This is a genomic window from Leuconostoc sp. UCMA20149 (assembly GCF_030400235.1).
GTDB lineage: Bacteria > Bacillota > Bacilli > Lactobacillales > Lactobacillaceae > Leuconostoc > Leuconostoc pseudomesenteroides.
In genome coordinates this window covers 1-21,386 of sequence record NZ_VJYC01000004.1, presented here as the reverse complement: position 1 = coordinate 21,386, position 21,386 = coordinate 1, and the positions used below count along the sequence as shown (strand labels likewise).

Here is a 21,386-nt window from a genome sequence, read left to right as displayed (position 1 = left end):
TCATCACTGACTGCTATCACCGTTTAATAGTCCGCTGAATATTCAGCGGATTTTTTTGTCATTAAATTTGAGATTTGAAATGCTTGACTACTTTAATTGTGTAAGATAATCATTAATCACTCTGTTTTTTATGCACGATGTGACTGACAACATAAAATGACACCAAAGCAACCATGATAATAATCGCGTAACTATTTTTACCAAACTGGCTCCTAAAAACTGTGTCTTGCACATTCGGTATTCTAATAATCAATGACAGTATGCCAAATACCAAGGCTGCAAACAGCATTGGAAAGTTAAATTTTCGATCATTTGAACGTAACCACCAAACGATGAAGCCCGCCATAATCAACACAGACACCATAACACCAGTAAGACCATTTAGTGAAAAGGTCAAGGGCGTTTTAACAAAGAAAAGAATCAAATACACAGGTGCCAGTATGGCGCTCGCTAAAACAAAATAAGTCACATATCTGACCACTTTGTTTGACATAAAACGGTTAATTACATAGATTGACCGCGCTACTTGCTTCAAAATTAACATGCTTGCTAGGCAAGTATAGATGCCTGCGAAAATCATATTCCCCAAATCAATCTTCGCATTAGGATTTGCCAGCACTGGCAATAAAGTCATAATTGCAAAACTAAACAGCCCCGTCATGGCTAGCTTAACTGTATCAGTAATACTATTAGGAATCGATTTTAAAATATCATCCGCTACCATTTTCGGCGACTTACCAAAATACTTGTTCGCATCAATGTTTTCTCGTTGTGCATCAAGAATATCTTCTAAAATTTCAAGTAATATATTTTCCACAACAGTTTCTTTTTTGGTAATACTGCCAAGTCTCATGTATATCAAAAAATCACTATAAAACACCTCATTTTTTAGATTGAGTTTTTTTCGCAAACTATTGTTCTTTTCAATCAATTTTTGACTACTATTCATTTTCTTCCCCCAAAATGCTATTCATACTGCGACTAATGCCCAGCCACTCACGGCTAAAAACTTGTTTTTCTGCTTTGCCGGCTTCGGTTATGTAATAATATTTTCTCGTTCTCAAACCATCAGAAGCTTGAATTTGGTATTTAATCAAGCCTTTTGTTGTCATATTGGTGAGCAACGGATAAATCGTGCCTTTAGGCACATTCCCTAGACCATATTCCGACATTTTTTTCATGATGCCATAACCATAATTTGGTTCTTTATCAAGTAGAATGAGCAAAAAGCCTTGTAAAATACCTTTTCTAAGTTGACTAGCTATATTTTCTGACAAGTCACTAATTCTCCATTCTACTTATGGTTTGTTAAGCATACCATATAACATTTGACAATTCAAACAACAAAATAATGACTCTGTCGGTTTTAGACTTGATATTATGAATATTCAATGATAAAATTAAAATAATTTATGAAAAGTTGAGGGACTTACTGTTGAACAAATAAGCTATTTAACGAAAATGACGGAAACACTTGTTAGCGGTGTAGACAAGTGTGCTGATTTTCGAGATTTGGTTTAATCGTTCATAGGGTGGGTCTTTTTAGTTGCCATCAAATTTACCATCTCGACAATCAATGAATAAATTTTTGATGAGGTGATTTATGATGGATATTGAGATAAAACATTTGTATTTTGGATTTGATCAACAGGGTACGCAACTTTTTTCAGATATCAATTTGAGGCTATCTACCCAATGGAAGTTGGGTTTGATTGGTCGTAATGGGCGTGGTAAAACAACGCTTTTACGACTACTGATGGGAGATTATCAATATGCTGGCGACATTAGTCAAAACAGCAAATTTACGTATTTTCCCCAGACAATTCAAGACTCACAGCAGATAACTTATAATATTTTGCAGGCACTATCAAACTTCGATTTTTGGAAAATATCACGTGAACTCACCTTGTTAGGATTAACAGATGATATTCTCTGGCGCAAATTTTCGAGCTTATCTGGTGGTGAACAAACCAAAGTTTTACTATCACTTTTATTTGTCGACGATACCAGTTTTCCATTAATTGACGAACCGACTAATCATTTAGACCAAGCATCACGACAACAAGTTGTTCACTACTTAAAGGAAAAGAAACAAGGTTTCATTGTAGTCAGCCATGACCGCAACTTCATTGACGAAATTGTTGACCATACCTTATCAATTGAAAAACACAAAGTTTTGTTGCAAAAGGGTAACTTTCAAGTATATGATGACCAAAAAAAGCAAACAGACGCCTATGAAAAAGAGCAAAATGATCAGTTAAAAAAAGAAATTAAACATATCAAACAGGTATCAAAAACTGTTGCCACATGGGCTCTCCAACGTGAAAATGAAACGAATGATTCTGCTTCACGCCGTCTCGCCAAGAAACAAGCAAAACGATCTAAAGCAATTGCTAAACGTTCTGAAAGCAAAGTCGAAGCAAAATCAGCGCTTTTAAAAAATATTGAATCAGTATCACCACTAACGTTAAATTTCACGCCAACAACTCACCAACAGTTACTCAAAGTAAAAAATCTACAATTAAACTATGACAAACCACTATTTGAACCAATTTCGTTTGAACTTAATCTCGGTGAAAGATTAGCTATTCAGGGTAACAATGGTGCCGGTAAATCATCTCTTGTACAATACTTACAAGATAATTTTGCTGGTACTGCAACTGGGAAAATGCAACACCCCCAAAGCCTAACCATCAGCTATCTCAGACAAAATTATGATGATAATCATGGCACACTAGCTGAGTTTGCCTTGGCAAATCATTTATCCTATGAAGATTTACTCAATAATCTTTTCAAACTTGGCCTTGAACGTCACGTTTTTCAAAATCGAATCGAACACATGAGTATGGGACAACAAAAGCGCATTGAATTAGCTAAGTCCCTTATGACGCCAGCCGAATTGTATATTTGGGATGAACCTTTAAATTATCTTGATGTTTTCAATCAAGAGCAAATTGCTAACATTATCAATCAAATACAACCAACGATGATAATTATCGAACATGATGCTAATTTTTTGGCAACAACGTCGACAAAAACCCTTCATTTACAAACGCCCGCATCAAAAAAGCCTAACATTTTAGACGACTAATATTGTCTAAAATGTTAGGCTTTTTAAAAAGTGAGAGCATGTTTGTTTCACGTGAAACATTACACACTACGCTTTTTGAAAATCAGATATGCAATACCATACATCAGTGCAATGTAGATTAAATAAGCTACAATTAACCCATTTTGTGATATGTGCATCGCTTGTTTCATTAGTTGAGGTGATAGTTGTCCGATATTAGACATACCTAAATAAATATTAAATGGATTCCATTTAAAAATGGCCGCTAGGTCAATCAACTTTACCGAAATAACACCGATTAGTGGTGTTGCCACAATCATCACAACACCTAATCCAATTGCTGCTCCAGAACTTTTAACTAAATTCGTAATCATCAACACTAACGCAGCCACAAATATCATTTGAATAGCTGTATCAAGCATGCCAATCCCCATAGTTTGCCAACTATTACCTGTATACCCAAGAGATTTACTGAAATCATACTTTGGTATAAACAAAGCAACCGCTAAGACAGTCCCAATAAATGCTGTGACAAACAAACCAATATAGACACTCAAGTTCAGCAACAGTTTACTTACAAAGACACTGCCGCGACTAAAGCGACGTGATAACAATGGTCGAATAGTGCCAAAACCAAATTCTTGGGATACTGATAAAGCAGTAATAATAATACCGGCCATTTGTACGTACAGTAGTGCTTGTCCCAAATTAATTACTGATGCTGGCGTTCTTTGTGATTTAAAAATACCAATAATAGCTATCGGAAAAATAAAACTCAAAATTAACCAAATATATAATTTATTTTGCTTAAAAGCTTTATAATACTCTTGTTTCATCAATGTTAACACGACTTATTCCCCCTTATCGTCTGCTGCCAGCATATCCAACAACGACTTTTCCAAATTCCCAGTGATGGTATTAAGTGTTAAAATTTTAAGATTAGCTTGATTAATCGCTGAAATAACTTCTTGCAAACTTTCCGCCCCAGTAATTTGCAGGTGCCCATCATCAATACTTGCCTGCCAATTATGCTCTTGAACAACTAGCAATGCTGCCTCATTGTCATTAGTATCAACTGTCCAGCGCACTTTATCGTGGCTAAAGAAATTAGACATCGTGTCTTTTTCGATAATTTTGCCATGATTAATAATCACAACATCATCAACCAATTTTTGTAATTCATCTAACAGATGACTTGATATCAAGAATGCTGTGCCCTCATCAGCCAAAGAGCGAATTAATTCACGCAAATCATGAACTGATTGTGGATCTAATCCGTTCATTGGTTCATCTAAAATGACCAGTTTTGGATTTCTAATCAGCGCAATTGCAATACCAAGACGTTGCTTCATCCCCAATGAAAAGTTTTTGGCCTTTCGTTTTCCAAAGTTATCGCCATCGATTTGTGTTTTATGCATGAGCATTTTAAAGTCTGCAGGCGATTTTGTATCCATTGCATACAACTTCAAATGTTCTAAGGCTGTCAAATTAGGATAAATTGATGGATACTCAATCAAATTACCAATTTTATCCAATGCTTGATGATTACTAAACGTCACAGGTTGTCCATCAAACGAAATTGTACCTGATGAATAACTCATCAATCCAGTAATCGCACGCATTGTCGTCGATTTTCCAGCACCGTTGGGCCCAATTAGTCCAACGATATGGCCAGCCTCAACCTCAAAACTAACTTGATCCATTGCGGCACGTGCCCCATATTTTTTGCTAACGTTTTTTACTTCTAATAATGCCATTATTTCCCCTCTATATTTATGCAACTAATTTGAATGTATTATCTTTCCCAAGATAACTTAGGTTTAAAAACAAAAATGAACGTGGTGATGCTTAAAATTGCTGGAAACAACAGTTTATCTAGCATACCACCACCGGCATTAAGCTGTAATACCAACATTGATAGAAAAACAAATATCACAACCGGCCATTTAAGATAGGTTAATCGTACCGGTTCATCTTCAGTATCAACACCAACATGCTCAACCAAGTAATAACTAATTGTCAATGCCACTAATGAAATACCGATAATAGCCAGTACCGATGTCATCAAATCGTTAATAAAATACTGTCTTGATAACATTTGATCCGCAGACGTGTGGGTGATAGCTTCAAACACGACGATAAGATAGATACTTCCTGCAACTTTTTGCCAGATAGGACCTATAACTAAGCTGACACCAAGAACTAGGCTAGCAAACAGTAAACTAAACGTACCATTGATAATATTACTTCTTAACGCATGCGTCCAATCGCTAGGTTGCATGGTAATCGTTAAAAGCAAATCAATCATAGCTGCAAATGCAATTGGTGCGATTATCAGCCAAAATATTTTACTCAACAATATTTGTCGACGTGACATATTTTGTGTGACTAACCAAGCATCAAGATGCCGTGTTTTATCATTATAAAAGGAAAGTAGTGCCGCAAATTGCAAAATAATCATTAATTGACTGCTAAGCTCACTTGCATTATCGCCACCAGAAGCTGTACCAGAATCAATAAAGTTTGTACCAATAATAATTGCCGACACTGCAATGCCCAAAAAAGCAATTAATATCAACTGAGGTGCTTTCATTTTGCCATAAATTTTTATCGCACGTAACATTACTCACCCTCCAATTCTTTTTGCCAAGCATGGGCTTCACTTGCAAAGCTAGCACGGAAAATGTCTTCACTACCAATAGGCAATTCTTCAATAAACTTAAAATCTGATCCGGCTAGTTTGATCCCAATGCTCTCATCGAAATCACTAAAGACAACCGTTACGATATGACCAACGTGAGCAATAATCGTGCCATTGTCACGCAAAAACGCCAACATTTCATCATTGTCATAGGCTACTTGATATTTTTTGATGTTGTTATTGTTTTCAATAGCAAACGTCATATTAATGCTACCGTCTTTCAATAATAAGATACGATCAACTAATGTATCAAGCTCTATTAAGTTATGCGAAGCAATCAAAACCGTCGTGTTATTTTTGTTCACACGATCGATAATCAATTGCTTAACTTGGTCTCTTATTAAAACATCTAACCCATCCAACGGCTCATCTAACAAAACATAGCGAGCGCGACTGGCAAAACCTACAATGATTGTAAATAGTGCACGCATGCCCTTAGAATAAGTTTGTACGCGTTTTTTACTATTCAGATTAAATTGCTTAATGCGCTCATCATACCAATCAGAATCAAAATCTTTGTAGGACAACGACAAAATTGATTTAATTTTGTTTGGTGTATAATGTGCCAACCAATTTTCTGGCATATCAACATAGAATAACTGATCATGCACGCTAATCGTCCGCACATAGTCTTGATCATCAAGCCCAATTCGTCCAAAATCAGCTTTCATTTCACCAACAATTGTTCGAAAAAGTGTTGTTTTTCCGGCACCATTACGACCAACAAGACCAACAATTTCACCTTCATTTAATTCAAAGCAAACATTTTTTAAGACTTGCTGATGCTGTATTTTTTTTGAAATATTTTCCAAAATCAATGTCATTGTTTCTCTCCGTACAATTCATCAATCCAGCTGTGAAGCTGATTCGGGCTAATTGAAACCCGTTTGGCTTCAATTGTTACTTCTGTTAGCTTGTTTTTGAGCTGTTCAACAAGTTCATTATCCGCATTTTCCCCATTTCTGCGAATAAAAGTCCCTTTTCCAGTTACAGTCTCGATTACGTTTTGCGCTTCAAGTGCTTTATATGCCTTGGCTACCGTGTTTGGATTTAATCCCTCAATTAATGCCATTTCACGGACCGATGGTAATTTTTCACCAATCACTAATACGCCGGCAGCAACTTGCGCTTTGATTCGCCACATTAACTGCTCGTATAGTGGTTGATTTCTTTGTATTTGCGCCATTTGTGAGCTCCCGATTAAGATTTGGTGCTTTAAGTAACCACACCACTGTCATGTTTGACTGAGTTTCATTCCCCATGTCCCCAAATGTACTACGTGTACTATGTTACACGGTACACTTAAATCTGTCAATTACTTTTTATCATCATACCGACTTGTTTTTTTAAGTTTACAGTTGTAAACTATAGATATGAACACAACAATATCAACAAGTGAATGGCAAATTATGCGTGTCATTTGGACGTTAGGAGAAGCAACTAGCAACCAAATTATCCGTATTTTGTGCGCGGAAACAGATTGGCAACCATCAACCGTTAAAACTTTGATTACACGTCTAATCAAAAAGGGCATTATTAGCCACAATGGCGCTGCCAGAGACCGTATATATACTGCAACCATTACGGAAAAAGTAGCAATGGTTGACACCTTATCTACAACATTGCACGAAATGTGTGCGATGTGCGTTGGTGATGCACTAGTCAATGCCTTAGCCGATACGCCATTATCTCAAACAGACATTAGCCACTTACAAGCTTTGCTGGCAAAAAAATCAAAAACTGCTCCGCCAACAATAGCTTGTAACTGCATACCAAAAGGTTGGGAGGCCTGCCACGATGACAGAGAAAAAAAATAATCACACAATGTCACAAATGACACATGAACACCACATGGATCATGACCACAATATGTCAATGATGGCCGATTCTGAGATAGATATGTCAGCCATGCCAATGCATCATCACGGTGCGGACATGGGTATGGCAGGCATGGACATGAATGATATGAAAAGACGTTTCTGGATATCATTAATTTTAATGATTCCGATTCTCTTTATCTCGCCATTTATGGGCGTCAATCTACCATTTACCGTTGTGTTCCCAGGCAATGCTTGGGTCTCTGCCTTATTGGCCGCCATGTTGTACGTTATTGGCTCACAACCATTCTGGGTAGGTGCGCGTCAAGAGTTACAAGCTAAAAAGCCAGCAATGATGAGTCTCATCACAATGGGCTTAAATGTCACATTTTGGTATTCTATTTATGCTTTGATTGCCACACAAGTCTTTCATCATCACGTAATGGATTTCTTTTGGGAATTTGCAACGCTTACCGTAATCATGCTACTGGGTCATCGGATTGAGATGTCAGCAACAATGAAAGCAGGTGATGCCACCGCTAAACTGCGAGAGCTTCTACCCCAGATTGCTCACGTTAAGCATGGCGATCATATAATGGATATGCCAATTACCACCCTTAAATCAAATATGGTGGTGCGCGTTTTGGCAGGAGAATCTTTTCCAGCTGATGGTATCGTAATAAATGGCAATAGTCAGGTCGATGAATCACTAATGACAGGTGAAAGCCAGCTCATTGATAAATCAACCGAGGCTACTGTATATGGCGGTACTATAAATGGTAATGGTACGCTAGAAGTTAAACTCACCACGGTAGGTGCACAATCATTTATTGGTCAATTACAACAGACTTTGCTCACATCACAAGATAAAAAATCACAAGTCGAAACACTCGCTGATCGTGTCGCATCGTGGTTGTTCTGGGTAGCGCTTGTTTTCGCACTTGGTGCCCTGATTATTTGGACGCCATTACGAGGATTTGGCTTTGCAACAAATATTGCTGTGACGGTCCTCGTGATTGCATGCCCACACGCACTTGGGCTGGCGGTTCCTTTAGTCATTAGCCGTACAAAAGCAATTGCTGCGGCGCAAGGCATCCTTATCAAAAATCGCAAAGCATTGTCGTCAGCTAATCAACTCCAATACGCGTTGATGGACAAAACCGGTACATTAACAACCGGACAATTCACTGTGCAACAACTTGTAGCCTATCAAGATGATCAATCTCATGTTTTGGCAATTATGAGTGCACTCGATCAACAATCAACACATCCGCTGGCGCAATCAATTATTAGCTATGCGCAATCTCAAGGCGCACCAACACTGTCAGCACAACACGTCGAAAACATAGCCGGATATGGCGTTTCCGGTATGATCGAGGACAATCACTACCTATTGGTGTCCGCACGATATTTAACTGAACATCATATTGACTTTGAACCACTAAACACAGACGGTTCTGTTTCATATTTGCTTAACCATGATAAGGTGATAGCTGCCATTGCACAAGGTGATAGTGTTAAAGAATCAGCACGCCAATTTATTGATGATTTACATGCGCAACATATTATTCCAGTTCTTGTCACAGGTGATAACGAAAAATCGGCAAAACGTGTTGCCCATGAATTAGGTATTGAAGCCATTCATGCTGGTGTGTCTCCTCAAGAAAAGATTGCCCTAGTTGCTGAATACCAAAAGCGTGGCGCTGTCATGATGATTGGAGATGGTATTAATGATGCACCAGCACTAGCGCACGCTGATTTAAGTGTCGCCATTGGCGCTGGTACCCAAGTTGCCCAAGCCTCCGCTGATACTGTTCTCATTACTAATCATCTGCCAAAAATCATCGAATTCATTCGTTTGGCAAAACATGGCAATACAAAGCAAGTCCAAAACTTGTGGTGGGGTGCAGGATACAATATTATTACCATTCCGTTAGCCGCCGGTGCTTTATCTTTCATTGGTCTCATGCTCAACCCCATGATTGGTGCTATTGTTATGTCTTTTTCAACCATTGTCGTTGCCTTAAATGCGCTGACACTTAAAGGGTAAAATATTAACTATTTAATCAAATATTAAAAATTACTATTTCTTTAATAACCACTTAATATAAACGTGTAGAATAGTAAGTGTTGATAATTTTATACCCATAAGGAGAATCTTACATGCGTAAGTATATCGCAGAATTTCTAGGCACATTCATGTTGGTTGGGATTGGAACAGGTAGTATCGTCTATTCTGCAGCTTCCACACAATCACCATTGACAGTTGCACTAGCTTTTGGCCTTGCTTTAGCAATTGCCATTTACACATTTGGTCCAATTTCTGGCGGCCACTTTAATCCAGCTGTTTCGTTGTCAATGGCTATCCAAAAAAGACTCTCATGGGTTGATTTTGGTGGTTACATCGTAGCTCAATTCCTCGGTGCCATTGTTGCTTCAGCAGCTGTTTATGGCGGTGTTGCCGCTTACTTGAAGTCTTCAACTGTTTCCACAGCATTATCTGGACAAACAATGACCGTCAGCCAATTCGTTTCTTATGTTGGTTTGGGTCAAGCAAACTATGCCACTGGTGAACGTCTTAACGCTTTTGCGTTTGAGTTCGTCTTGACATTCTTGTTCGTACTTGTAATCTCAATTGTTACAAAGTTGACTAATGTTCCAGCCCCATTGGTTATTGGTCTTTTCTTAGCCGTTTTGATTATTGTAGCCTTACCAATTACTGGCGGATCATTCAACCCGGCCCGTTCATTGTCACCAGCAATTTTTGTCGGTGGTAAAGCACTTAAACATCTGCTAGTCTATATTCCAGCACAGCTAATCGCTGGTGCTTTGGCAGCATTTGCCGCTAACTACTTCAACAAAACCAGTGATGAAAAAGCCGTAAAAGCCTAAATTTTATAAAGATTGACTAACATTGTCAATCTTTTTTTGTTTCTAGAAATAAACGTGTATAATGGAATTTATTGGTAATATTACACACAAGGAGAATTTTTCATGCGTAAGTATATCGCAGAATTTCTAGGAACATTTATGTTAGTGTTCTTTGGAACTGGTAGTGTTGTTTATTCAGCTATTACGACACAATCACCTATCACAATTGGTTTGTCATTTGGTTTGGCATTGGCCGTTGCCATTTATGCTTTTGGTCACATTTCTGGTGGGCACTTTAACCCAGCTGTATCACTGTCAATGGCGATTCAAAAGCGTTTATCATGGGTCGAATTTGTCGGCTATGTATTAGCACAACTGATTGGTGCTATTGTCGCTTCTGGTGCTGTCTATCTTGGCGTTACAGCTTATCTTAAGTCAACATCCGTTACAACTGCTTTATCAGGTCAATCAATGACAGTCAAACAATTCGTTACTTTGGCTGGTCTTGGTCAAACAAACTTTGCTGATGGACAAGGCTGGTACGCTTTCGCCTTTGAATTGATTTTGACTTTCTTGTTTGTTTTGGTCATTTCAATTGTCACTAAATTGGCTAATGTGCCTGCCCCATTGATTATCGGTTTGTGGTTAGCTGTTCTAATCATTGTCGCATTACCTATTACAGGTGGTGCTTTCAACCCTGCCCGCGCATTGGGTCCAGCAATCTTTGTTCAAGGTAAAGCACTTGGTCACGTTTGGGTTTACTTAGTGGCTGATCTACTCGGTGGTGCTTTGGCAGCATTTGCCGCTAACTTCTTCAATAAGGGTATTACAAAAGAAGCATAATGTTTTTACTAAAAAGAAGCTCATCACGAGCTTCTTTTTTATTGTCGCAATTGCCGTGGAAAGTCATGAGGCAATGGACCTGTAATCGTTTTAACGCCACCATCAAAGGGTAAAGGTAGTTCAATGGTAGCTGAATGCAGCATCAATCTTGTCATATGACGCCCACCATATAGGTCATCCCCAATTATTGGATGGCCTATACTAGCCAAATGAACTCTAATTTGGTGCATTCGGCCAGTATCCAAACGAATTCGTAATAGTGAGTTTTGATAAACTGTATGTACATTAGTCCAATGCGTTACAGCAAATTGTGCTTCGGCGCCATTGACAGCACGTTTCCTGTCGTCTTTTGCATCAATGCCAATTGGTGTTTTAATTATTCCCTGTTTTGTCGGCATCACACCACTCACCCATGCCAAATAAGTCCGCGTAATTACCTTAGCTGATAATAGCTGGTCAAGTATTGGCACTACTAAAGGCGTTTTTGCAATAATAACGGCGCCGGATGTAGCCCGATCAATTCGATGTACCATATAAGGCGACGCTTCTACATGACGCCTTTGAAAATCACCGGCAACGTAATTCAGCAAAGTATCATCTTCTGTGGGTGAATGCGGATGCATTTTCATCCCCGCTGGTTTATCAATCACCACAAGATAATCATTCTCAAATAAAGTTGTTACCTGCTGATTATACTTTGGTCGATAATTAGAACTACTCGTTCTAAAGTCGTCCTGATCAAACATCATTACTAAGACATCGTTAGTGGCCAAATAGTAACTAGTCGGGACCGTTCTGCCATTCACAGTGAAATGACGCTTAATTCTGAGAGCACCACGAATACGCTTTGGAATGAGCCATTTGGTCCATAAGGCTTTGACTGATTGCCCTGCGTTATGCGGTGATATAATAAATTGATATTGCCATGTTGTCATATGATAAGTGCCCACACCTTTAGTTGATTAGCCCCTAATTTGACTTTATTGTCATTTTAGTTATACTTAGATTATCTGGGGTGCCCTATGGCTGAGATATACCCACTGAACCTGCTCATGATAATGCATGCGAAGGGAGATATCACATTGTTTAGCTCATTAATGGCGCAACCTGTAAATTCTCTTGACGGTTGCGCTTTTATTTTTTGGAGATATGAAGTCTATGCAAAATTCTCGTTCCCGCGTCATCGCTGAAGTGGCTATATTTGCCGCCTTGGCTGTTGTTTTTGATTGTTTGACCCTATTTAAAATGCCACAAGGTGGCGCTGTAACCTTGTCACTGGTCCCAATATTATTTGTTGCGTACCGTCACGGTGTAAAAGCCGGTATGATTACTGGATTAATTGTTGGTATAGTGACTTTTATTTTAAATCCGTACTATTTAAATCCATTACAAGTATTTTTTGACTATTTCTTTGCCTATACGCTAGTTGGTCTCGGCGGATTGTTCGAAAACCAATTAAAATATGCACTCCGTCGAGATGCAACAAGGCAAGCAATGATACTCATATCAATTGGTGCCCTATTAGGTGGTATTGGTCGCTTTTTTGGTTCCTTTTTGGCTGGTGGTTTCTTTTACGGTGCCTTTGCCCCCAAAGGGCAAAATCCGTGGCTTTACTCACTAATATACAACGCAGCTTATGTTATCCCACAAATCCTGTTGACGATCGTTGTACTGATTATTTTGCTTCGCGTTCAACCAAAAATGTTCAAATAAAAAGCCAGCCATTATAACAATTCTGAAGGGAAGCTGTTATAATAACTGGCTTTTTCTCGTGATTGGAAACTCGCGTTTATCAACAACCCGATACTTTACTTTGCCAGATTCCAGATAGACGTACAACAATTGTGTCTCAGCGTCATCAAAATAACCCAAATTCACAACAACACGACCCTCATATTCTTCAATGCCTTGAAAGGCTTTTTTCATAATATGATGAATAATCATGGCACTTTCAAGTTGTTCATTAGCCTTATCAACAGCGTCATGAAGACTGTCACCATCATCTAAGTTTTGTTTGATTATTGCAACCTTAATAAACGCTCGAAAGCCATATAACCGAGATTCTTGTTCATCTTCTCGATCGATCGCTTGAACATATCCTTGCTTTTCCCAATAACGAAGTTGCCGTGTCGAAATATTTGTCATACGTGCTAACTCGCCAATACGGAATTGTAAATGATCAAGAGACGGCTTTTTAAAATTTTCTTTGTCAAAATTCATGTCTGTGCCTCTAGAAATAGTGTTTTTTGTCAACTAAGTTGCTAAACACCCCTAATATCTATTTAAATATAGCACATTCCTTTGTTAAAACAAAGCCTGCCACTGTTCTAAAATTGGGCCCATTTCAAAATCTTCTACTCGTTGTAATGAAATATCAGCGTAGTATCGTCGCTCTTTTTGAGTACTTAATAGTGGTTGAATAGCTGCTAACAAACCATCAACATCGCCATTCTCGACTAAAATACCGTATTTACCGCCGTCTAGTACCTCCGCAGAACCGGTATTTTTCATTGCGACAATTGGTAACCCAAAGCTCATCGCTTCAGCCAAAACCAATGGCAATCCTTCCCAACGAGACGTCTGTATGAAAATACTAGCATCACGGTAATGTTGTCGTAATGCCTCATCTTTTAGCCCACCACGATAAATAATTTTATCGTGCGCCGCATATTTTTCAATCAAGGTTTGAAAAGTTGCCATGTCTTCTGGTAGCCCATTACCTGCAATTGCCAGGCGCCAATCGTTTGGTAATTTTGAAGCCAATTTCACAGCAAAATCGATGCCTTTATGCTGAATCGCAATTCGAGCTGTAAAGGCAATGATATGCTGCGACAAATCAGCACGACCATTTGGTGTGATAGTCAACGGATTCCATATTTTGACGGCGTGCTTATTGTAGGATTTAAAGCCGGCCAAATCGTAGTCTGTTAACACAACAACAGTATCAAGTGCCCGCAAACCTGCTTCAAATTCAGTCTGCATATCAGCATAGTACTGGCTTTTGTAGGTCGTCACATTATTATGCATCCAACCAATTAACTGTGTATCAGGTAATTGTGGTTTCATAACGGCAGCAAAACTAGACAACAACCCACCTGCTAAAATAACTACATCGAATTCCCGTGCAAGATTAATAAAATCTTGAATTTGTTCAGCATATTTAATATAAGGCTCTGCATCGTTGGCTAAAGTTAACGGCCTCTTTGCTATGCGTAGCTCCGCTGATAGGGCATAAAAGGGTGGTAAATCAGAAAAGCTGTAATACACAACGTTGTGTTGTTGTGCTAAGGCGTTACCCACGACGGTTGTGGCACGCTTCATGCCCCCAAGACCAATGTTTTCAAGGGCAATGAGAATTTTGGTCATATTTTTACTCCAAACATCATTAATTTCCACTCCAATCATCTGCGTTTCGTGGTAACAATCTCGTGGTATCTGTCGCTTTATCGCGCGACTCTGGTGCGTCAGTAATGTAATCACTTAACGTTGATTGATTGCCATTTTTAGACAGTAAGCTTGTAGATTTTGTCCCTAATTCTTGGTTAATTTTTTTCAATCGTTTGACCGTACTATCTTTACTATAATCATATTTAGACGGATCAACTGCCTTAAAATCTTTTGGCGTATAAAAACGTAGTAAATTCTTTTGATTCAAATTATCTGACATATTCAATTTTTTGTTCACATAACTTTGAATCTTGTTGACTTTAGCCTGCAACTTTTTATCAGGATATTCAATCAATTGATTCGTTTTCGTATTCCAAATGCGTCCTGACAAACTGGCATATTCAGGTGTTATCCAGTCTTTATTGCGGAAAGCAACAATTTGAACGTGTTGCTTGCTTAATAAGTCTTGTCCAAATTGAATATAACGCTTAGTACTAATACCAAGTAAATGCTCCAAGGTAGGTGCGACATCAATTTCACCACCATAAGTATGATCAATATAACCATTTGTCATGCCAGGTATATGAACAATCAATGGCACCCGTTGCAAATTAGCATTGTCTAAATCATTCCAATTACTCTCATTTTTGCCAAGCACCGACGCCAAATAAGGCGCGTCAGTATTAGAAATACCATAATGATCACCATACAAGACAACAGCGGTATTGTCATATAATCCTGATTTTTTGAGATAATTAAAGAATTCCTTCACAGATTGATCAAGGTAATGGTTCGTGATGAAATAATTATCTACTAGTGTTGAGCCTGTATTTGAAGTCTGGAAATTAGGATCTTGATCCTGTGCATCTAGTGTGTAGGGGGTGTGGTTCGTCACTGTCAAATATTTAGCATAAAACGGCTGTTGCAAACGTTCTAGATAAGGAATAGAGTTTTGAAATAATAATTTATCTTTCAGGCCCCACGATGTCGCTTTTTTACCAGTAACATCAAAATAATCACCGGAAATCCAATTTTGGTAACCCATATGTTTATAAACGGTGCTGCGATTCCAGAAAGTCCCTAAATTGCCATGAAATACTGCGCTTGAATAACCAGCACGTTGATTCAAAATAGCAGGCATTGCTTGAAAAGTCTGATCATCTCCTAATTTAGAAAACAGTGAGCCTTGTGATAATCCAAAAGTAGAAGTCTCTAGCATATTTTCTGCGTCAGATGTCTTACCTTGTCCAACTTCATTAAAGAAATTATCAAATGAAACACTCGACTTACTATGATATAAGCTGTTCAAAAAAGGTGTTACTTCTTGACCATTAATTTTCAAATCAAGTGACATTTGTTGGAAACTTTCCAAATGAATCACAATGACATTCTTGCCTTTAGCTTTGCCATAAAATTCTGGATTAATCGCCGCGTAATTCTTCTTAATATATTTTTGAACAGCTGTCAATTCAGATGGCGTTGCACTTTTACGAACCTGACTAGTCTGGTATGTGTTAATCGCATCATAAATCGTGAATGGCCCAATACCCAAATATTTCACCATATATTCACGATCAAACTGACGTGTTAATAACTGTGGTCGATCAACATCTGCAAAAAACATATTTGCCACCAATACAAAAACACCAATGGTAAAAAGTTTAAATGGTTGCCAACGTTTTAATGGTCGCTGATCGAATTTAATTTTTCGAATAATCATCAAGCCAATTAAAATGACTAAATCAATCCAAAATAAAAAATCATGTATACCAAAAGAAATGGCGCCTGCTGCTTTACCACCTTGGTTAACCGTATTGTACCCCAACATGGTATTAATGGACATGAAATCTGAAAATTCTCGAAAATAGATAACATTCAAATACAACAATGTTGTCATCGCTGTATCAATGAGTAATAGCGCTCCATAATAAATTTGTTTGGGCTTGATGAATAAGGCCAAACTAAACAAAATCATGGTAAACCCAATTGGATTCAATAGCATGAGAATTACTTGTAATGGATCAGAAACGTGTAGCCAATCAAAATCAGCACCGTACGCCAAAATAGCTTTCAACGTAAATAAGACAACCAACCATGTAAAAAAACCAAGTCGTGTATTCAGTTGTGCTAGCCAATTTTTTGGCGCCAGCGTCTGGTGCCAAAATTTTTTTAAAAAATTTTTCATAAGTTTCATTATACCAATTTATATGGTCACTCGCTCTAAATATTGCTATACTTGTATCATGACAATAGAAATAAAACATCAAAAAGGGATTGGTCCAATACAAGCTGACGCCCTCATAATTAGAAAAACCGTTTTTGTCATCGAACAAGGCGTTGCTATTGCTGACGAGATGGATGATCCGTCGGCTGAAGAAGAAGCGATTCATATCGTAGCATATGTTGATGGTAAACTCGCAGCAACTGCTCGTGTTTTACCAGAGTCAGCAACGACTTGGCATGTTCAACGTGTAGCCACGCTTTATCCTGCGCGTGGCAAAGGTCTTGGTAGCAAATTGTTTGCCTATATTGAACAACTGGCCCCTGAATACGGTATCAAAACATTAGTATTAGGCGCACAAGTTCAAGCACGCGGTTTCTACGATCATCTAGGATTTTCAGCTTTTGGCGAAGCGTTTATCGACGCTGGTATTCAACATATTCACATGAAAAAAGCGCTGTCATAGGCGCTTTTTTTTGTGTTAAGAACGCCTCATATAAGCAATTTCAACTTTAATTTGATAAGGCTGCTGATCGTCAATGAGTTCACTTCTCGTAGCAACATGACTTAATCCGCCAGTCAGAACTACCGAAGCAACAGCCAAACGATAATGTGACAATGCTTGATCCGTTGGTGTCAGACCCACGCGAGATACAATCCCAAGTTCACGAGCCTGCAACTGATTGATGCCACCAAATATTGTCAACGTGCCACCAGTTTCTTGCATATCAAAATAAGGCAATATTGTCCCTGGATGATTGGCGTTAATCACTCCTTTTTGCGCAATAATTTGTCGCTGCGCCTGTTCACCCAAGTGACCATAGTCTTGTGCGATTAAATTTAAATCATTCATTTCATGAGCAACGATGTCAATGTTGGTTCTTTGCTGTAAATTACTGTCAATAACACCGTTCATAACGTCTTGACGTTCATATAGCCCGTTTGCTGGAATAATCACATTCGCTACGGATTGTGTCGTTTCTTCATGGGGTTGTCCGACAATTTGTTCTATTTTAGGCGAAATATCCCATTTCGTTGTTTTTTTTGTAAAAAAATACAACACATTTAAAATAACAAAATACAGTAAAACTAAAAATATTGCTACTAGTAAACTACCCCTTAGAACACGACCGTTTTCAAAAAAACGATATGCCAGATATAGTAGGTACCATACGCCAATGGCGCCTACTGCTGTGTAAATACGGCCTTTTACTTTAGAATTGGTAGTAAAATAACCAAGATAATGATTGACTAAGTCAAGCAATGTAAACATTATTGGCTGTCCTCCGAACTACTGGTAGACGTCGCATTAGAACTCGAACTTTGGCTCGATGATGAACTTGGAGCCGATGAAGATGTTGTTGTTGTACTAGATGATGGTGATGAAGTTGAAGACGAAGAAGGTGTAACGGATGATGACGTGTCACTACTCTCAGATGATGAGGTATCACTAGATGATTTATCGCGACTGGTCGTCGTTGTAGTTTTGCTTGTATCCATTGATGACGAAGACGTTGTACTAACCGCCCGTGATGATGCTCGCCCACCTTCTGTTGTACCTGTTGCAACGTTAACAGCCAAATTGGCCGCACTAATAGCAACAATCAGCGACACAATTGCTGATGGTGTCAAAAAAGGTGGTGTTCTATATTTTTTTGCCATAAGCTCCCCTCTATGCTGACGTGATTAACACCTAATAATAGGTCATATATCATTAACAGTATAATTACATTTTACCCGCTTTCCATCAAATAAACATAAAATAAATCCATAATTAAAACGAAAACCCGCAATCTCTTGCGGGCGGACGATATTTAGGAGATTTTATTTTAGGGAGATTGAGATTGGAGAGAAGTCCGTTGATTCGTTGTTTGATATCAACAACTGTTGATGTGTATAATATAGTCATTCAATGTTAAATGGAGATTAAACATGTCAAAATACAAAGCGTATTTTATTGATCTTGACGGTACAATATATCAAGGATCTAAAAAATTTGCATCGGGCAAACGATTTATTGATCGCTTAAAAGCCGCCAATATTCCTTACTTATTTGTCACAAATAATTCAACCAAAAGTCCGGCTGATGTTGCTGCCAACTTAACGATCAATCATCAGATTGACACAACTACTGACCAAATTTATACTAGTGCCATGGCCACTGCCGATTATTTGAAAGCGTTAGAAACCCCACAACAAACACGCGTTTTGGTAGTTGGCGAGATCGGCCTTGAAGAAGCACTTTTAGACGCCGGATTTAGTTTGGTGCAAGACGACAATGCGGACTTTGTGGTGGCAGCATTAGATCGAACATTTACATACGATAAGTTGATGTATGCAACTTTAGCTATCCAACATGGCGCTAAATTTATTGCTACCAATCGTGATACTAATTTACCAAATGAGCGCGGTATGCTTCCTGGAGCTGGCGCGATCGTAGCAGCCATTGAAACTGCTACTCAGGTAATGCCAACTGTCATCGCAAAACCTGAAACACCAATTATGACAGGTGCGTTGCAGAAACTACGAGTTGCCAAAGAAGATGTTGTTATGGTTGGTGATAACTATAATACAGATATTCTCGCGGGTATCAATACTGGTATCGACACGCTCTTAGTTTATTCAGGCTTATCAACGCACGAACAAATTAACCAAGTTGCAATCAAACCAACCCATGAAATCGAAAATCTAGACGATTGGCTTGTTTAATTGAAAATAAAAAATCACATCAAGATTATGATGTGATTTTTTTTAAGCTAATTCGCGTTTAGTAACTTTCTGGGCCACTTTTTTTGTTTTATTTGGGTGATAGAATAATAAGTAAAGAATTGCCGAGACAATCGGAATAACCGCTGATACCAAGTACAACTCACGGAATGAAAGTGCATTATGCAGAGCACCTAATACGTATGGACCAACACCCAGTCCCAAATCCAAACCAATAAAGTAAGTGGAAAGAGCTATACCAATTCGATGGCTAGTGACAAGTTTAAGTGTGACCGCCTGTCCATTTGACATAAATGTACCATAGCCTAACCCGATAAATGCACCAGACAGTAATAATACAAAGCCATTGTTCGCAAACGCTAAGATTACTAATCCAACCGCCAAAAACAAATAACTAGGGTACATGACGTAGTTTTCACCAAAACGGTCAAAAATTCTACCAGACATAGGACGCGTCAAGGTGACGATACCAGCATATACTACGAAGAAAAACGAGCTGATAGCCACTAAATGTAATGTCTCTGCATAAGAAGCTAAGAATGACAAAACTGATGAATAAGACAATCCCATTAAAAAGCCAATGGCAGCAATTAACAAAACTTTAAATTCAATAAAACTAGAAATTTTCCAAGATTTTAATTCAGCCAGATGTGCAGCGGACAAAGTAACATTATTAATCTTAACTGCAAACAACGCAACCATTGATACGCCAATTAATACTGTTGACAGAATGACGATAAATTGAAAACTTGTTGCGTTCAGTAGCAACAACCCGATGAAAGGTCCAATAGCCGCTGCCAGACTTGTACTCAAACCATAATAGTTTATCCCTTCGCCTTTGCGTTTTTCTGGGATAAACTCTGTAACAATCGCATTCAGTGCCGTTGAAGTCATACCGTAAGCAAAACCATTAAGCAATCGAACACCATCTAGAACACCTATCGTAGGAACAGCCAAATAAGCAACTGTTGTGATTAAATAGAGAATAGCGCCCCATCTGGCCACCCGCTTGCGTCCAATTAATTCGAGCTCTTTACCCATAATTAAACGCGCAATCAGTGTACCAATAATATATATTCCTGATGCAAGACCAGCTTGCCCAAAGGACGCATGCAATTGATCATGTGCTACCACAGCAATGATGACCATCATGAGATAATACACCAAATAGACAATAAAGTTGATGATCGTAATCGTTAAAAAGCCTTTGTTAAATAATTTTTCTTCCATTTTTCCAATCTCATTATACCTCAACACCTAACGACAAAAAAATGTCACTAAGTGGGCACAAAAATCGGACCGGATATTATATCATTCATGTCGCGCGAAACCTCGTTATTTTAACACCGCGCGCGTTTGCATGAAAATAATGTAAGCGTTAAGCCGTTGATTTAAGATTACCACGATTTCACAAAGTATGCAAAGTTTTTTTTATTTTCTTATTATATTGTCAAATAAGTTGACAATACAGTCTTTGATAATAAGGAAAAATAAAGATAGTTTGTGAAATTAATATTTTAAGTCACGATTTCTGAAAATAAATGAAAAAATTACATTGTGAATCATCAACAAAAAAAGTAGTGAATGTTATGCTCACATAACATTCACTACCCTCTCATTAGTGGGCCATCCAGGACTCGAACCTGGGACCTCTGCGTTATCAACACAGCGCTCTAACCAACTGAGCTAATGGCCCATATTTTGATGCTCTAACATCAAGCGAATGACGGGAATCGAACCCGCATAGCC

The 21,386-nt window shown here is 38.4% G+C and carries 22 protein-coding genes, 1 tRNA gene and 1 riboswitch; of the genes, 8 read left to right on the top strand and 15 right to left on the bottom strand.

All coding sequences use genetic code 11. The annotated features are described in order from the left end of the window. Positions 1-112: 112 nt before the first annotated feature. Positions 113-949 carry a membrane protein gene (locus FF105_RS04585; RefSeq protein ID WP_010278836.1) on the bottom strand — a complete coding sequence of 279 codons (837 nt, stop codon included), beginning with the start codon at positions 947-949 and terminating at the stop codon, positions 113-115. Continuing rightward, entirely contained in the window at positions 942-1,277 is a 336-nt protein-coding gene (locus FF105_RS04580; protein WP_290046369.1) for a PadR family transcriptional regulator, read from the bottom strand. The genes FF105_RS04585 and FF105_RS04580 overlap by 8 nt, the downstream gene beginning before the upstream one ends. Positions 1,278-1,603: 326 nt before the next feature. On the opposite strand from FF105_RS04580, the gene abc-f reads away from it, so the two are divergent. Further along, positions 1,604-3,091, top strand: a complete 1,488-nt coding sequence (gene abc-f, locus FF105_RS04575; protein ID WP_031941011.1) for a ribosomal protection-like ABC-F family protein — start codon at positions 1,604-1,606, stop codon at positions 3,089-3,091. Positions 3,092-3,150: 59 nt separating this feature from the next. Here the strand turns inward: abc-f and FF105_RS04570 are convergent, their stop codons facing one another. Genes FF105_RS04570 through FF105_RS04550 form a run of 5 tightly spaced genes read right to left on the bottom strand, consistent with a single transcriptional unit; the run spans position 3,151 to position 6,957 of the window. Then, a complete protein-coding gene (locus tag FF105_RS04570; protein ID WP_010278846.1) occupies positions 3,151-3,918 on the bottom strand; it encodes an ABC transporter permease in 768 nt (255 codons plus the stop codon). Between the two features lie 3 nt (positions 3,919-3,921). After that, entirely contained in the window at positions 3,922-4,827 is a 906-nt protein-coding gene (locus FF105_RS04565; RefSeq protein ID WP_010278849.1) for an ABC transporter ATP-binding protein, read from the bottom strand. A gap of 38 nt (positions 4,828-4,865) precedes the next feature. Then, on the bottom strand, positions 4,866-5,693 hold the full coding sequence (locus FF105_RS04560; protein ID WP_010278853.1) for a hypothetical protein: 828 nt from the start codon (positions 5,691-5,693) through the stop codon (positions 4,866-4,868). Next, the gene (locus tag FF105_RS04555) at positions 5,693-6,595 is read right to left on the bottom strand and encodes an ATP-binding cassette domain-containing protein (protein ID WP_147651146.1); all 903 of its coding nucleotides are present in this window, start codon (positions 6,593-6,595) and stop codon (positions 5,693-5,695) included. The genes FF105_RS04560 and FF105_RS04555 overlap by 1 nt, the downstream gene beginning before the upstream one ends. After that, the gene (locus FF105_RS04550) at positions 6,592-6,957 is read right to left on the bottom strand and encodes a GntR family transcriptional regulator (RefSeq protein ID WP_010278859.1); all 366 of its coding nucleotides are present in this window, start codon (positions 6,955-6,957) and stop codon (positions 6,592-6,594) included. Before FF105_RS04550 ends, FF105_RS04555 begins: the two co-directional genes overlap by 4 nt. A gap of 187 nt (positions 6,958-7,144) precedes the next feature. Between FF105_RS04550 and FF105_RS04545 the strand changes: the two genes are divergently transcribed. The 4 genes from FF105_RS04545 (at position 7,145) to FF105_RS04530 (ending at position 11,302) form a co-directional block, all read left to right on the top strand. Next, positions 7,145-7,588, top strand: coding sequence for a CopY/TcrY family copper transport repressor (locus FF105_RS04545; protein WP_010278861.1), 444 nt, complete (start codon positions 7,145-7,147; stop codon positions 7,586-7,588). Then, positions 7,569-9,638 carry a copper-translocating P-type ATPase gene (locus FF105_RS04540; RefSeq protein ID WP_010278863.1) on the top strand — a complete coding sequence of 690 codons (2,070 nt, stop codon included), beginning with the start codon at positions 7,569-7,571 and terminating at the stop codon, positions 9,636-9,638. Before FF105_RS04545 ends, FF105_RS04540 begins: the two co-directional genes overlap by 20 nt. A 113-nt stretch (positions 9,639-9,751) precedes the next feature. Next, positions 9,752-10,480, top strand: a complete 729-nt coding sequence (locus tag FF105_RS04535) for an MIP/aquaporin family protein (RefSeq protein WP_010278865.1) — start codon at positions 9,752-9,754, stop codon at positions 10,478-10,480. Between the two features lie 102 nt (positions 10,481-10,582). After that, complete coding sequence (locus FF105_RS04530) at positions 10,583-11,302, top strand: MIP/aquaporin family protein (RefSeq protein ID WP_010278869.1); 720 nt, start codon at positions 10,583-10,585, stop codon at positions 11,300-11,302. A gap of 38 nt (positions 11,303-11,340) precedes the next feature. On the opposite strand, the gene FF105_RS04525 is transcribed toward FF105_RS04530, so the two are convergent. Further along, positions 11,341-12,237 (bottom strand): RluA family pseudouridine synthase, encoded by an 897-nt coding sequence (locus tag FF105_RS04525; protein ID WP_010278871.1) that lies wholly within the window; start codon positions 12,235-12,237, stop codon positions 11,341-11,343. A 66-nt stretch (positions 12,238-12,303) separates the two neighbouring features. Further along, positions 12,304-12,392, top strand: a riboswitch (TPP riboswitch). A gap of 68 nt (positions 12,393-12,460) precedes the next feature. Here FF105_RS04525 and thiT point away from each other — a divergent pair. Next, a complete protein-coding gene (thiT, locus tag FF105_RS04520) occupies positions 12,461-13,015 on the top strand; it encodes an energy-coupled thiamine transporter ThiT (RefSeq protein WP_010278874.1) in 555 nt (184 codons plus the stop codon). A gap of 36 nt (positions 13,016-13,051) precedes the next feature. Here the strand turns inward: thiT and FF105_RS04515 are convergent, their stop codons facing one another. The 3 genes from FF105_RS04515 to FF105_RS04505 form a co-directional block, all read right to left on the bottom strand. Continuing rightward, on the bottom strand, positions 13,052-13,522 hold the full coding sequence (locus FF105_RS04515; protein WP_010278877.1) for a MerR family transcriptional regulator: 471 nt from the start codon (positions 13,520-13,522) through the stop codon (positions 13,052-13,054). 84 nt (positions 13,523-13,606) lie between these two features. After that, positions 13,607-14,668 carry a glycosyltransferase gene (locus tag FF105_RS04510; protein WP_031941012.1) on the bottom strand — a complete coding sequence of 354 codons (1,062 nt, stop codon included), beginning with the start codon at positions 14,666-14,668 and terminating at the stop codon, positions 13,607-13,609. 19 nt (positions 14,669-14,687) lie between these two features. Next, positions 14,688-16,883: an LTA synthase family protein gene (locus FF105_RS04505; protein ID WP_031941013.1), complete on the bottom strand. Its 2,196-nt coding sequence runs from the start codon at positions 16,881-16,883 to the stop codon at positions 14,688-14,690. Between the two features lie 49 nt (positions 16,884-16,932). Between FF105_RS04505 and FF105_RS04500 the strand changes: the two genes are divergently transcribed. Continuing rightward, the gene (locus FF105_RS04500) at positions 16,933-17,376 is read left to right on the top strand and encodes a GNAT family N-acetyltransferase (protein ID WP_010278888.1); all 444 of its coding nucleotides are present in this window, start codon (positions 16,933-16,935) and stop codon (positions 17,374-17,376) included. A 15-nt stretch (positions 17,377-17,391) separates the two neighbouring features. Here FF105_RS04500 and FF105_RS04495 read toward each other — a convergent pair whose 3' ends face one another. Together FF105_RS04495 and FF105_RS04490 are read right to left on the bottom strand one after the other, a co-directional pair. Then, positions 17,392-18,183, bottom strand: coding sequence for a DUF6681 family protein (locus FF105_RS04495; protein ID WP_139968053.1), 792 nt, complete (start codon positions 18,181-18,183; stop codon positions 17,392-17,394). Further along, positions 18,183-18,572 carry a hypothetical protein gene (locus tag FF105_RS04490; RefSeq protein WP_031941014.1) on the bottom strand — a complete coding sequence of 130 codons (390 nt, stop codon included), beginning with the start codon at positions 18,570-18,572 and terminating at the stop codon, positions 18,183-18,185. Before FF105_RS04490 ends, FF105_RS04495 begins: the two co-directional genes overlap by 1 nt. A 270-nt stretch (positions 18,573-18,842) precedes the next feature. Between FF105_RS04490 and FF105_RS04485 the strand changes: the two genes are divergently transcribed. Then, positions 18,843-19,619, top strand: coding sequence for a TIGR01457 family HAD-type hydrolase (locus tag FF105_RS04485; RefSeq protein WP_290046367.1), 777 nt, complete (start codon positions 18,843-18,845; stop codon positions 19,617-19,619). Between the two features lie 42 nt (positions 19,620-19,661). Here FF105_RS04485 and FF105_RS04480 read toward each other — a convergent pair whose 3' ends face one another. Next, a complete protein-coding gene (locus FF105_RS04480) occupies positions 19,662-20,867 on the bottom strand; it encodes an MFS transporter (RefSeq protein WP_010275995.1) in 1,206 nt (401 codons plus the stop codon). A 392-nt stretch (positions 20,868-21,259) separates the two neighbouring features. Next, positions 21,260-21,333, bottom strand: a tRNA-Ile gene (locus tag FF105_RS04475). Between the last annotated feature and the right edge of the window lie 53 nt (positions 21,334-21,386).